Raw genomic sequence first — 12,311 nt, forward strand, 5'->3', positions numbered from 1 at the left:
TGAGTCGAAAGCGTCACAACCCCTGTCAATCCTGACAGGGTCTGTGCGATTTTTCACGGATTTCTTTTTTCAATGGGGTTTTCTAATCGTTAGGGGAACTCCATGGGAACGCTGGAATTGGTCAGAGAAGCCATTTCAAAAGAACCGCCGCTTGCCAAATCTTTGCTGCAACGCATCGAAAAGGACTTCAAGCCGCGCTGGAATGGTCCATGGGGCGGCAAATTTGTGCTTCACGGCTCCTCCCCGGGCCCCAACGCTGTGCGTCTGGACGGAAACGACTACCTCAGCGTGACGGGCCATCCCAGCATCGTGGCGGCGCAGGTGGAGGCCATCACGCGCAGCAGCGAATTCGTGGTGCAGTCCGGCGTGTTTCTCTTGCAGCAGCACCCCACGCGTGCCCTGGAAATGTCGCTGGCTGAGTGGGTGGGCAAGGAAGACGCCTTCGTCTGCCAGTCGGGCTATTCGGCCAACGTCGGCCTGCTGCAGTCCATCGCCGACGCCAACACCCCCGTTTACCTCGATACCCAGGCCCACGCCTCGCTTTGGGAAGGCGCTCACGCGGCGCGCGCACCCGCCCACGCGTTCCGCCACAACGACCCCGCCCACCTGGACAAAATGATGACCAAGAACGGTCCCGGCGTGGTGGTCGTGGACTCGGTCTACAGCACCACCGGCTCGGTGTGCCCGCTGGAAGAAATGCTGGAGGTGGTGGAAAAGCACGGCAGCATGATCCTGGTCGACGAATCCCACTCTTTGGGAACCCATGGCCCGTCGGGCGCCGGCCTGTGTGCCGAACTCGGCGTCACCGATCGCGTGCACTTCATTTCTGCCAGCCTGGCCAAATCGGTGGCAGGCCGCGCGGGGTTTTTCACCGCGCCCGCCAGCATGCGCTACTACATCCTGAGCTCCAGTTTCCCCAACATCTTCAGCTCCTGCCTGCTGCCCCACGAAATCGCCGGTCTCAAGGCCACGGTCGAGGTGCTGCAGAAGGCCGACGTGGAGCGCGCGCGCCTCAAGACCATCACGGCCCGCGTGCGAGACACCCTGAGTGGCCTGGGTTACCCCATCCACCACGGTACCGAGCAGATCATTGCGCTGGAAGCCGGCACCGAGCCCGACACCATGCGCTTGCGAGACGAACTGGAAACCCGCGGGGTGTTTGGCGCCATCTTCTGTGCGCCCGCCACCAGCAGCAAACGCGCCCTGGTTCGCCTGACCCTCAATTCGGCCCTCACCGAGGCCGAGCTGTTGCACCTGGAGGCGGTGGCGCGCGAGGTGGCGCCGATTGTCAAGCCCTGGGACTGGCCGTGCGCGCGCCGCGCTCGGGCTCAGGCGGGTCCGCTGGAAATGGCGGCCTAAGTGTCGTGAACCGCTCGACCGCCCTGGGCTTCCAGAAAATGCCGGTAGGCATAAATGGGCTGGGGCAGGTCGTCGGCGTTCAATGAGAAAACAGCGGCGGTGAGCACGCCATCGTCGCCGATCGGGAACGACACGGCGGTGCGCACCGGCCCTCTCAATCCCATCTGCTGGTGAAGCTCGACAGCGGCCAGGCGCTGACCGGCGCGCACCGCGCGCACCGCGTCGAAGCCCAGCCCGGCCGAGCCAGCGAGTTCGGCAAGATCGGGCAGGCTGGACGTGGGTTCGAGCTGCAGCCAGTGGCACTGGCCCGTGGAGTCGAGGCCGATCAAGCCAAATGGCTCGCCCAGCACCACGTATTCCACCCAGTGCTGCTCGGTGTAGGCGCGCAGGGCCTGCGCCACCGAAGGAATCTGCAGCATGGACTGCTGCGCCGGCCGCAGCGCGGCGCGCCACAAGGTGTTCAGGCGCGGATGTGGCGTTTGCGACAGCTTGCGCAGCACCCCCAGCAAATGGCGGGTGATGTCGGTGGTCTGCTTGGGCACGAACTGGTCGATCAGACCGTTGTTGAACGCCTGGATGGCGATCTGTTCATCGGCCTGGCCGGTGAGCAGCACGCGTGAGCCCGGCCAGTCCAGCAAAGTATTGAGGACCTTCAGTCCGTCGGTGCCCGGCATGGCGTAGTCGACCACGCAGGTCTGGGCGAGTTCGTAGCGCGAGGCATTGATGGCCCAGTAGCGCAGCACCTGGGGCAACAGCGGCTGTCCCTGGCGCCAGCGTTCAATCATCTGCAGCTGCGCCATCGCATCTGCCTCCCATCGCGCGGGTTCGTTCTGCATCCGCGTGAAGAAGCCGGAAGGACGGGAGTACAGCTCGACCTGCCAGTGGGCTGGAATGACCATCCCAAGCATTTCGAGGTAGTCGGTGTCGTCGTCCAGGAAGAGAATTCCCCCCGGTCGGTGAAAAAGTGAAATCGTGAGTGCCATGTTGTCGTCAGCCTGGTGCAACCTCGGTCGGGTCGGCGGGGTTGTTGAGCGGCAGGTCGATCATGAAGACCGCGCCGAGTCCGGGTTCTGAGTGCACGCTGAGCCGGCCATGGGCCGTCTCCACCACGTTTTTGCAGAAGGTCAGGCCCAGGCCATTCCCGGCGCCCGCCTGGGTTGAGAAGAAGGGTTCAAATATCCGCTGCTGCTGTTCGTGCGTGATGCCGATGCCGTCGTCCGACACCGCGATCCGGCCTTTGCCGTGATGGATGCCCACATCAACGCGCAAGTCGCCCGGGCTGGGCGCGTTGCTGGCGGCAGCAAGGGCATGCAGCGCGTTCTTCATGAGGTTGGTCAGCACTTGGGCGAACAACGGACGCGAAGCAAGAAAGCAGAAATCGTGCTGTATGTGCACCTGCACGCAGTCGCGCTCGCGAGAAGAGCGGTAAGGGTACTGGTTCACCACCTCCTGAACGAGTTCGGCCGCCATGATGGCGGACTGCTCTCGCGGCAGCCGCATGAGCTGCGCGTTGGAGATCTGCGTGTCGATCTGCCGGTTCATGCTGCGAACCAGGTTCTGCAGCCGCGTGGCCAGTTCGTCGAGTTTTTTGCGCTTGGCCTCCGGCACATCGTGCTGCACCAGGTTGCGCAGCACGTCGCCCATGAGGTTGACCGTGGCCAGCGGTGTGCGCAGTTCATGGGCCATCACGCCCATGGTGCTCAGGGTGTTGAGCAGGCGAGCGCGGCGCAGGTTGGCACTGGAGAAGCCGAGCATCAGACCCATCAGCCAGGCGAAGACGATCACCACGGTATTGGCCAGGGGTTGTTCGATGGCGTGTGTCGAGCCACTGAGGAATTCAGCGGATACCCATCCCGCTGTACCACCCGATATCAACCCGAGCGTGGCCAGCCGCCAATCGGTAGCGTGGTAATAGATCAGGATCATGGCCGCCACGCTGGCCACCCAGGCCGCGTTGCCGCCATTCATCCAGTACATCCAGGTGAAGAACCACGGCAGCTGAATCCAGGTGGCAATGGTGAACAGACGGCCGCTTTCGGTGGAGGTGGGGTCTCTGCAGGTCTTCGGCAGAACGTAAATCAGGGCCAGGAATGCCATAAGAAGGCGAGCCCATACGTTTTCATAAGGTTGTGGAACCCAGTGCCCCCAGATGCCGTAGATGATGAGGTGGCCGGTGAACGTGAATGCGCCGATCCACAACAACCGATTCCTGGAAGGGTGCAGAATAGGCTCCATGGGGGCGTGGACAACTTCGTCCAGCAGCCACCGCCATAGTCGGGCTCTGGCGCTGACCATCCACAACCGGTCCAAAGACAATATGCACTCCTTCGTTCGTCGGACACCTGCCGCGTATAGAAACTCCCATCCTGACCCAGATGGCATTGTCTATGCAACAGGGTGTTGCAAACCATGACCTTGCCTGTCAACTTTGACAGTGTGGGCCTCGATGGCATTCTGGCCGACTGGCTGTGTGCGCTTCGGGAGCAGGGCGTGGAAGCGGTGCTGGTGCTCGGGCCCGATCCGCTCGGTGGCCGCGACCAGCGAGAAGTGCTGGCGGTGCACCCACCACGCTTGCTGGGCCCGGCTCAGGCACTTGCCGAGAGCGTTGATTTCGGTGCCGGCTGGCGCGACAGCGATGCCCCCCTCGTGGCCTGGCAGGATATTTCCAAATCGGCTTTCGAACAATCGAGCCGCTGGCGCCGCTTGTGGCTGGCCCACGGTTACCAGACGCTGGTGCGCGTGGCCTTCAGCCTGCCGGCCGGTCGAGCTTTTGAATGTTTCATGTTCAGTCCACGGGCGTTTGCCGATCGCTCCGAGGCCGCGGCACTGGCCTGGTCCGCATTCAACGTGTGGCCCATGCTGCGCCGTTCTATCGCCGAACAGCGCGTGGCGCTCAGTCCGCGCGAACTCGAAAGCCTCAACCTTTCTTTTGAAGGGTTGACCGCGCGCGAAACGGCGCAGCGCATGGATTGCTCCGAGCGCACGGTGAATTACCACCTGGCCAATGCCATGGCCAAGCTGCAGACAGACAACAAACTGGCCGCCGTTCAACGGGCCTGCTGGATCGGCCTCATCTAAGGACAGGTGCCCCCACGCTCCGCCGCTGCGCGGGTCGCTGCCCCCCGGGGGGCTGGGCCTGCCTTGGGGGCGGCCCGGCGGCTGGCCTTTGCCCACATTCCGCTGCTGTCCTCCAGAGAGATTCATGTTGCACCGCGTCAAAGGCGCGGTCACCCCATGGTCATAATCCGCGCATGACTTTTTTGGCCCTCGATGTAGGGAACACCCGCCTCAAGTGGGCCCTGTATGACTCTCCCCGCGTGGGAGCTTCACTGCTTGCCAGCGGCGCGCAGTTTCTTGAAAACATCGAATCCCTGCAGGAGGGTGACTGGCACGACCTGCCCGCGCCCGACAAGGTGCTGGGCTGCGTGGTGGCGGGTGATGCGGTCAAGCGCCGGGTCGAAGAGCAGCTCGAGTTGTGGGACGTGGTGCCGCAGTGGGTCGTTTCCAGCAGCGCAGAGGCCGGGCTGACCAATGGCTACGACCATCCGGCCCGCCTGGGCTCAGACCGTTGGGTGGCCATGATCGGTGCACGTCAGCGCCTGCTGGCCAAAGGGCTGGCGCGACCCTGCATTGTGGTCATGGTGGGCACGGCTGTGACGGTGGAAGCCATCGACACCGAAGGACGCTTCCTGGGCGGCATCATCCTGCCGGGACACGGCATCATGCTGCGGGCACTCGAATCGGGCACCGCAGGCCTGCACGTGCCGACCGGCGAGGTGTGCGATTTCCCCACCAACACCAGCGACGCGCTGACCAGCGGCGGTACCTTTGCCATTGCGGGCGCGGTCGAACGCATGGCCGACAACCTGCGCCGTCACTGTGGCCAGGAGCCGGTGTGCTTCATGACCGGTGGCGCCGGCTGGAAGATGGCGCCGAGCATGTCCACGCCCGTGGAACTGGTGGAGAGCCTGATCTTCGACGGCTTGCTGGAGATCGCCGACCGCCGTCTCGCGATGGCCTGAGGAATCAGGTCCTGGCCCCAGCTTCACCCCACGGCAGCATCAAGGTCACGGTCAGCAGCCTTGCAAACTCCGGCTCGAACTGATCGATGATCTTTTGCGGGTCCGGGCACAGCGTGGTGTCGGCGATCACGCCGAACTGCACGCCACCGCCGTAGCTCAGGATCGACACGCCCAGGCCAACGGTGCCGGTCTGTGGCACCCAGAACATGGTCTGTTCCAGCGTGGACCCGCAGACCTTGAGCTTGGTGGCCGGCCCTGGCACGTTGGTCATGACGGCTGTGGTCTTGCGCCCGAACAGGGCGAGCATGGCATCTTGCGCGGGCTTGATCAGCAGCCCGGCCACGGACAGCAGCCCGAAGGTCAGCAGCGGTTGCAGGCTGCCCTTGAGATTGTTCATGCGGGAGCGCACGGTGAACACGCGCTCGATCGGGTTGTCCACCCCGATGGGCAGCACCAGCGGCACCAGGCCAAAGCGGTTACCCAGCTTCCAGGCGTCTTCCATCGGTCGCAGGTTGATGGGCACCATGGCGCGAATTTCCTTGCCTTGGGTGTCGTCGCCCAGGTCGCGCAGGTAGGCGCCGATGGCCCCCGCCACGCAGCCCAGCAGCACGTCGTTGACCGAGCAGTTGAGCGCCTTCCCGATGGCTTTGACCTCGTCAAGCGGAATGGGCTGGCACCAGGCCACGCGCTTGGCGGTGCCCGGCTGGCCTTTCAGACGGGTGGGGGAGTCGTCTGGCATGAGCGCGAGCGCAGCCAGATCGCTCGCGAGCTGGCCGCCCATGCGCGCCAGTTCCATCGCCTGGCCCAGCGTGCTGCCCATGCTTTGCTGCGGGGCGGCCAGCATGGCGAGCGATTTTGCAGCCCCACCGCCCGCCGCTTCCAACGCCTTGGCCGTGATGTCGCCGAACGGGCGGATCAGGGTGTCGGCCAGCCAGTCTTCCGCGCCCTCCAGCCCCGACTTGGCCGCCGGACGGCTCTTGCGCTGGGGCGGCGCACCCCCGCCATCGACCAGACTCATCATGACGCTGATGAGTGCAATGCCGTCGGCAATGCAATGGTGGATGCGCGCGACCAGCGCCGAGCCACCGCCGTACTGTTCGATGAGTTCAAAGCGCCAGAGTGGGTGGGCGTGGTCCAGCGGCTGCATGGCCAGTTCGGCCACCCGCTCCTGGAGCGCCTCTTGTTCGCTCTGACCCTTGCGTCGATGCAGCTGGTAAGTGGCCACATGGCGCTCAAGCTGAAAGTCGGTGTCGTCTGCCCAATGCGCGCCAGCGGCGTCTTCGCGGGCAATTTGCACGAAACGCCGGTAGGGCAGCAGCCGCTCGCGCACGCGCTCGCTGAGGGCGGCTTCACTGATGCCGGGGCGCAGAATCCACACGCCCACGATCATCATGAGGTTGGAAGGGGAGTCCATGCGCAGCCAGGCCGTGTCGACCTTGCTCATGCGCTCGCCTTCCAGTCCGAGCGTGGTGGCGAGTGTCTGCTTGACCAGGGGCAGGGGGCCCGAGCGGGCTGGGCGAGGTGCGGTCTTGCGCACGGAAATGCCGCCGCCGGCGGCAACGCGTTGAACCATGAATGCTCCTCGGGTGCGTGAACCGGCTGGCTGGCCGGTGCCGCTGGTCTTGGGGTTGTGGGGCTATTGTGCAGACAGACCAGCCCGTAAGATAGCGGGACAGCCCTAAGCCCGGCGGCGATGAGCCGGGCGTTTCACTTCAAACCAGGAGCAACCTTCATGGCCGATCTCAAGTCCCGTTTCGAAGCCGCCGTGGCGAATTCCAAGAACCTGAGCGAGCGGCCCGACAACGCCACCTTGCTGAAGATCTACGCGCTCTACAAGCAGGCCACCGCCGGCGACAACGCTGAGAAGAAGCCGGGTTTTGGCGACATGGTGGGCCGCGCGAAGTGGGACGCCTGGAACGGCTTGAAGGGCACGGACAAGGACGGCGCCATGCAACAGTACGTCGACCTGATTGAATCGTTGAGCTGATCTGCCTGCGCGCAGGCCCGAGCCGGCTGTTCAGCCGGCTTTCTTCTTTTTCGCCGCCGGTTTCTTCTTCGCCAGCAGATCGTCCAGGTTCTTCACGATTTCGCTTTCGATTCGGTCCTTGAACGCGCCGAGCAGAAAGCCCAACCGGGCGTCGAGCTCGAAACGCTCGGCCGACACCTTGAGCGTGCCACTGACGCCCGAGCGGGTGAACTGCACCTCGTCGCAGTCGTCGCCCTCTTCGTAGGTGCAACTCATGTCGAACTCGTTTTCGGCCTGTTCGGCCCAACGCCAGGCCAGCTTGCGCGCGCCGCTCATGCCCAGCTGGTGATCGCGCTCGATGTGGATGTCTGCCATGTTGTCTCGTCCTCTTGGTTCAGGGTCGCTCGGCCTCGCTGCTCGCCACGGCGGTGCCGGCCAGTCCGTGCAAAGTTCGTTGGCGTTCTTCCTTGGGCCGCTCGGCCAGCACACGCACCGCATCATAGAACCGCGCAAAGTCGCGGCCTTCGCGTTCGAACAGGGCCATGAAGCCCGGCACCAGTTCGTCGTAGGCGGCCTGAGCGGCAAAGCTGGCGTTGTTGGCGCGGGCCACGAAGCTGTCGTAACCCGCAAAGCCGTCCCATTGGCTGCGAAGGCGCGCATAGTCGCCGCGGAAATCGCTCATCACCGTCGCCTTGCGTTGCAGTTTGGTCGCGTTGTCGAGCGTGGCGTCGCGGTAGAGCGCCTGCAGACGCAGGCGCACCGTGCCGGTAAGGGCCCGGAAGGCGCGGCGGCGCTCGTCGAATCGGGTGTATTCGGCCTGCGCCTGTGGGCCCGCGCGGGTCTGCAGCCAGCGCGCGCCACCCAGCCGCTCGACCGCGGTGGCGAAGGATTCGTTGAACACCGTGTCGTTGCGCACATAGACCACCTGGTGGGCGAGTTCGTGGAACACGAGGCGTGCGAGCTCGCCTTCCGGGTAGCCGATGAAAGTGTTGAGCAGCGGGTCGCCACCTGCCCAGTTCATCCAGCCCAGCGTGGAGTACGCCGGTACCGGGTAGACGTTGACTTCCAGCGAAGCGTCCAGGCTGCGGGCGAAGTCTTGCGCGTCTTCTTCGCTGAAATAGCCGCGGTAGCCCACGCAGCCGGCCACCGGGAAGCACCAGGTCTGCAACGTGAGCGAGAGTGCAGGCGCGGCCACCACGTTGTAGACCGCAGCGCGGCGCTGCAGATCGGCGTACTGGTGGTAGCTGGCGTTGTCGGGCAGCGCCAGGTCGCTGACCGCGAAAGCCCGGATTCGCTGCGCCAGCGCGAGGCGTTCCTTCAGCGCGGCTGGTGTCTGCGCATCGCCCAACCAGTGGGCCACGGGTCGCGCGGCTTGCATCATGCGCAGGTGCCCGGTGACCGATTGCCAGTAGTAGCCCACACCCGTGGTGCTGGCGCAACCCGCTGCCAGCAGCGCCATGGTGAGCAACGCGAGGCGAGCGCGCATCAGGCGGCCGCCACCTCGACCAGGCAGTCATAGAACACCGGCCCACGGCCCATGTCGGTGAGCTTCTGGCTGGTGAGCTGATTCACGTTGGTGCCGTCAAAGCCCAGCTTGCGCCACCAGATGCCCAAACCATTGACCACACCGGGCCGGGCCCGGCGCGACACGCTGGCCTTGCAACGGTACTCACCACGGTCGTTGAACACCCGCACCATCTGCCCGCTCAGAATGCCGCGCGGTGCGGCGTCATCGGCGTGGATTTCCAGCAAGGGCTCGCCCTCGATGTCGCGCAGGCTTTGCACATTGACGAAGCTGGAGTTGAGGAAATTCCGCGCTGGCGGCGAAATCATGGCCAGCGGGAAGTGCGCGGAGCTGCCGGGGGTCTCGAAGTTGGGCAGGTGGTCGGGCAGGCCGTCCTGACCCTGCGCGACCAGCCGGGCGCTGTGGAATTCACACCGGCCCGAGGGCGTGGGAAAACCGCCCTGCGCGAACGGCGCCTCGGGGACCGACAGGGTTGCAAATCCCTGGTCCAGCAGCTGCTGGAAATCCACCGCCTTGCCAAAAGCAGCGCGGCACAGTGTGAGGTCGTCGTCGGCGAAACAGGGATCGTTGAACCCCATGCGCGCGGCCAGCGCCCGAAAGATGTCGGTGTTGGTGCGGGCCTGGCCCACCGGGGCAATCGCGGGCCGATTGAGCAGCACGTCGGTGTGGCCGTAGCTGGTGTGAATGTCCCAGTGCTCGAGCTGCGTGGTCGCCGGCAGGATGTAGTCGGCGTGGTCGGCGGTGTCGGTCTGGAAGTGTTCGAGCACCACGGTGAACAGGTCCTCGCGCAAAAAACCCTGCACCACCTTGCCCGACTCGGGCGCCACTGCCACGGGGTTGCTGTTGTAGACGATCAAGGCCTCGATCTTCGGGCCGAATTCGGGCGAGGACTCCCGCAGCAAGTCGTCACCCACCGTGATCATGTTGAGGGTGCGGGGGCGGTGCTCGCCCAGCAGGTCGGGGCGCTGCAGCGCCGCGCGGTCCACCGGGAAATGCCCCGAAGCCGACAGCAGCAAGCCTCCCGCGGGATGTCGCCAGGCGCCAACCAGCGCCGGCAGGCAGGCGATGGCCCGCACCGCGTTGCCGCCGCCTCGCACGCGCTGCATGCCGTAGTTCAGGCGGATGGCGGCCGGCTGGGTGGTGCCGTAGTCGCGCGCCAGGTCCACGATCTGCTGCACCGGCACGCCACAGATTTCGGCTGCGCGCTCGGGCGGCCACTGCAGCGCTCGCTCGCGCAGGCCTTCCCAGCCCAGCGTGTAGCGCTCAATGTAGTCGGGGTCGAGCCAGTCGTGCGTGATGAGCTGGTGCATCAGCGCGAGTGCGAGCGCCGCGTCAGTACCGGGGCGCAGCGCGATGTGTTCGTGGCACTTGTCGGCGGTTTCGGTGCGTCGCGGATCGATGCACACCAGCCGCGCGCCGTCGCGCTTGGCCTGTTGCGCCAGGCGCCAGAAGTGCAGGTTGCTGCCGATGGAATTGCTGCCCCAGATCAGGATGAGTTTCGATTGTGCGAAATGCTCCACCTTCATGCCCAGCTTGCCGCCCAGCGTCTGCAGCAGAGCCTCGCCCCCGGCCGAAGAGCAGATGGTGCGGTCGAGGAACGAGGCCCCGAGCCGGTGGAAGAACCGACCCGCCATGGCCTCGCCCTGCACCTGCCCCATGGTGCCGGCGTAGCTGTAGGGCACGATGGCCTGCGGCTCGCGCGCCGCGATGGAGGTGAGTCGAGCGGCAATGTCGTCCAGCGCCGTGTCCCAGTCCACCGGCTCGAAACGACCACTGCCTTTGGGGCCGCTGCGCCGCAGCGGTTGCACCAGGCGCTCGGGGTGGTAGGTGCGCTCGGTGTAGCGCGAAACCTTGGTGCACAGAGCGCCATCGGTGTGCCGGTGATCGGGGTTGCCTTGCACGCGAACCGCCACGCCGTCTTCCACCGTGGTGATGAAAGCGCAGGTGTCGGGGCAGTCGTGCGGACAGGCGCCACGCACCTGGAGAGCGGCTTCGATCGCGGTCGCGGAGTTCATGGTGTCAAGGTCTGATGTGGGGTGTGAAGGAGATGATACGGACACCTGAAAACGGACCCAGGCGACGGACGGATTCTTTGCGGGGATGAGCGTCGGGACCTGCGCGATTTGTGAGCAGAAATACCTTTGCCGATAGGAGGGAAATCGCATACGCTGCCCATCAGCCCAAGACAACACCACACGGAGTGACCCAACGATGCGACGCAGAGACCTACTCGGATACGCGGGCCAGATTGCCGGCCTGCACGCATTGGCCAGCGTGGCGACATCTGCCCACGCGCAATCGGCCGGCGTGAGCGACAACCGCATTCTGCTGGGGCAATCTGCTCCCTTCAGCGGCGCAGCCGAACAACTGGGCCTGCAATTCCATCTGGGCGCGCAGCTGTACTTCGAGGCGCTGAACCAGCGAGGTGGTGTCAACGGCCGGCGCATCGAGTTGCGGCGGCTGGACGATGGCTACGAACCCGAGCGCTGCGCGGCCAACACGAAACAGCTGATCGGCGAGGGCGTGTTCGCGCTCTTCGGGTACATCGGCACGCCCACCAGCGTGGTCGCCCTGCCGCTGGCCACCGAAGCCAAGGTGCCGTTCTTCGCCCCCTTCACGGGCGCCGAGGTGCTGCGCGACCCCTTCAACCGCTATGCCATTCATGTGCGCGCGTCCTACTACGACGAGACCGCCGCCATCGTGCGACAGACCACCTCCACCGGCATCAAGAAAATCGCCGTGTTCTACCAGAACGATGCGTATGGCAAGGCCGGTCTGGAGGGGGTGAGCCGTGCGCTCAAGGCCTTGAGCCTGGAGCCAGCGGCGCTGGGGACCGTGGAGCGCAACACCGTGGACGTGGCCAAGGCGGTCAACGACATCATGGCCCAGCGCCCCGAGGCCATCGTGCAGATCAGCGCTTACAAATCCTGTGCGGCCTTCATCCGCGAGGCGCGCAAGCGCGGCTTCGTCGGCAACTTCTACAACGTGTCCTTCGTCGGCACACAGGCCCTGCTTGACGAACTCGGTCCCGACGCCAGGGGCGTGGTGGTCAGCCAGGTGATGCCTTTCCCCTACACGCCGGTCACCGGCATCTCGGGCGAGTACCTCGCCGCGGTCCGGGCCAAGCAGGGGCGTGCCGCCAACTATTCGGGCATGGAAGGTTTCGTGGCGGCGAAGGTGTTCACCGAGGCGGTCGGCCGCGCGGGGCGCAGCCTCACTCGAGATGCCTTCATCTCGGCCATCCAGAGCATGCGCAACATGGACCTGGGCGGTTTCCCGGTGGACTTTGGTCCCAACAAACACACCGGCTCGAAGTTCGTCGAGCTCACCCTGCTGACCGAGGACGGCCGCATCCGTCGCTGAATCCCCTCGGGCGTGTCGGGTAAAGCCCCTGCCCGCCCCTGGTTGTCGCCCGTGAGGCCGTTGCGCCAGCGGGTCT

11 protein-coding genes are annotated in these 12,311 nt (G+C 65.2%); 5 read left to right on the forward strand and 6 right to left on the reverse strand.

The window, feature by feature from the left end:
* Positions 1–102 precede the first annotated feature (102 nt).
* Entirely contained in the window at positions 103–1,359 is a 1,257-nt protein-coding gene (cqsA, locus tag CAP37_RS15425) for an alpha-hydroxyketone-type quorum-sensing autoinducer synthase (protein ID WP_086125130.1), read from the forward strand.
* On the opposite strand, the gene CAP37_RS15430 is transcribed toward cqsA, so the two are convergent.
* Positions 1,356–2,342 (reverse strand): response regulator, encoded by a 987-nt coding sequence (locus CAP37_RS15430; protein WP_143435956.1) that lies wholly within the window; start codon positions 2,340–2,342, stop codon positions 1,356–1,358. The two genes, cqsA and CAP37_RS15430, sit on opposite strands and share 4 nt — an antisense overlap.
* 7 nt (positions 2,343–2,349) lie before the next feature.
* Positions 2,350–3,456 carry a sensor histidine kinase KdpD gene (locus CAP37_RS15435; RefSeq protein ID WP_256927022.1) on the reverse strand — a complete coding sequence of 369 codons (1,107 nt, stop codon included), beginning with the start codon at positions 3,454–3,456 and terminating at the stop codon, positions 2,350–2,352.
* A 312-nt stretch (positions 3,457–3,768) separates the two neighbouring features.
* Here CAP37_RS15435 and CAP37_RS15440 point away from each other — a divergent pair, with 312 nt between their 5' ends.
* Positions 3,769–4,437 carry a helix-turn-helix transcriptional regulator gene (locus CAP37_RS15440; RefSeq protein WP_086125133.1) on the forward strand — a complete coding sequence of 223 codons (669 nt, stop codon included), beginning with the start codon at positions 3,769–3,771 and terminating at the stop codon, positions 4,435–4,437.
* A 173-nt stretch (positions 4,438–4,610) separates the two neighbouring features.
* Complete coding sequence (locus tag CAP37_RS15445) at positions 4,611–5,381, forward strand: type III pantothenate kinase (protein WP_086125134.1); 771 nt, start codon at positions 4,611–4,613, stop codon at positions 5,379–5,381.
* Between the two features lie 4 nt (positions 5,382–5,385).
* Here CAP37_RS15445 and CAP37_RS15450 read toward each other — a convergent pair whose 3' ends face one another.
* Positions 5,386–6,825, reverse strand: a complete 1,440-nt coding sequence (locus CAP37_RS15450; protein WP_086125546.1) for a wax ester/triacylglycerol synthase family O-acyltransferase — start codon at positions 6,823–6,825, stop codon at positions 5,386–5,388.
* Between the two features lie 288 nt (positions 6,826–7,113).
* Between CAP37_RS15450 and CAP37_RS15455 the strand changes: the two genes are divergently transcribed.
* On the forward strand, positions 7,114–7,368 hold the full coding sequence (locus CAP37_RS15455) for an acyl-CoA-binding protein (RefSeq protein ID WP_086125135.1): 255 nt from the start codon (positions 7,114–7,116) through the stop codon (positions 7,366–7,368).
* Positions 7,369–7,398: 30 nt separating this feature from the next.
* Here CAP37_RS15455 and CAP37_RS15460 read toward each other — a convergent pair whose 3' ends face one another.
* From CAP37_RS15460 to CAP37_RS15470, 3 genes are read right to left on the reverse strand one after another with little or no spacing between them, the layout of a single operon-like run.
* A complete protein-coding gene (locus tag CAP37_RS15460) occupies positions 7,399–7,722 on the reverse strand; it encodes a polyhydroxyalkanoic acid system family protein (RefSeq protein WP_086125136.1) in 324 nt (107 codons plus the stop codon).
* 19 nt (positions 7,723–7,741) lie between these two features.
* Positions 7,742–8,833 carry an aminopeptidase gene (locus tag CAP37_RS15465; RefSeq protein WP_086125137.1) on the reverse strand — a complete coding sequence of 364 codons (1,092 nt, stop codon included), beginning with the start codon at positions 8,831–8,833 and terminating at the stop codon, positions 7,742–7,744.
* A complete protein-coding gene (locus CAP37_RS15470; RefSeq protein WP_086125138.1) occupies positions 8,833–10,887 on the reverse strand; it encodes a molybdopterin-dependent oxidoreductase in 2,055 nt (684 codons plus the stop codon). The genes CAP37_RS15465 and CAP37_RS15470 overlap by 1 nt, the downstream gene beginning before the upstream one ends.
* 196 nt (positions 10,888–11,083) lie before the next feature.
* Here CAP37_RS15470 and CAP37_RS15475 point away from each other — a divergent pair, with 196 nt between their 5' ends.
* Positions 11,084–12,235 (forward strand): ABC transporter substrate-binding protein, encoded by a 1,152-nt coding sequence (locus CAP37_RS15475; protein WP_086125139.1) that lies wholly within the window; start codon positions 11,084–11,086, stop codon positions 12,233–12,235.
* The last annotated feature ends 76 nt before the right edge of the window (positions 12,236–12,311 follow it).

It is taken from the genome of Hydrogenophaga sp. IBVHS1, assembly GCF_002127265.1.
Classification (GTDB): domain Bacteria; phylum Pseudomonadota; class Gammaproteobacteria; order Burkholderiales; family Burkholderiaceae_C; genus Hydrogenophaga.

Excerpts from the sequence above, each read along its gene's own strand:
- CAP37_RS15465 (WP_086125137.1), bottom strand. The coding sequence starts at position 8,833 with ATGCGCGCTCGCCTCGCGTTGCTCACCATGGCGCTGCTGGCAGCGGGT.
- CAP37_RS15470 (WP_086125138.1), bottom strand. The coding sequence starts at position 10,887 with ATGAACTCCGCGACCGCGATCGAAGCCGCTCTCCAGGTGCGTGGCGCC.
- CAP37_RS15440 (WP_086125133.1), top strand. The coding sequence starts at position 3,769 with ATGACCTTGCCTGTCAACTTTGACAGTGTGGGCCTCGATGGCATTCTG.
- CAP37_RS15430 (WP_143435956.1), bottom strand. The coding sequence starts at position 2,342 with ATGGCACTCACGATTTCACTTTTTCACCGACCGGGGGGAATTCTCTTC.
- CAP37_RS15450 (WP_086125546.1), bottom strand. The coding sequence starts at position 6,825 with ATGAGCAAGGTCGACACGGCCTGGCTGCGCATGGACTCCCCTTCCAAC.
- CAP37_RS15445 (WP_086125134.1), top strand. The coding sequence starts at position 4,611 with ATGACTTTTTTGGCCCTCGATGTAGGGAACACCCGCCTCAAGTGGGCC.
- CAP37_RS15455 (WP_086125135.1), top strand. The coding sequence starts at position 7,114 with ATGGCCGATCTCAAGTCCCGTTTCGAAGCCGCCGTGGCGAATTCCAAG.
- CAP37_RS15435 (WP_256927022.1), bottom strand. The coding sequence starts at position 3,456 with ATGGCATTCCTGGCCCTGATTTACGTTCTGCCGAAGACCTGCAGAGAC.
- CAP37_RS15475 (WP_086125139.1), top strand. The coding sequence starts at position 11,084 with ATGCGACGCAGAGACCTACTCGGATACGCGGGCCAGATTGCCGGCCTG.
- cqsA (WP_086125130.1), top strand. The coding sequence starts at position 103 with ATGGGAACGCTGGAATTGGTCAGAGAAGCCATTTCAAAAGAACCGCCG.
- CAP37_RS15460 (WP_086125136.1), bottom strand. The coding sequence starts at position 7,722 with ATGGCAGACATCCACATCGAGCGCGATCACCAGCTGGGCATGAGCGGC.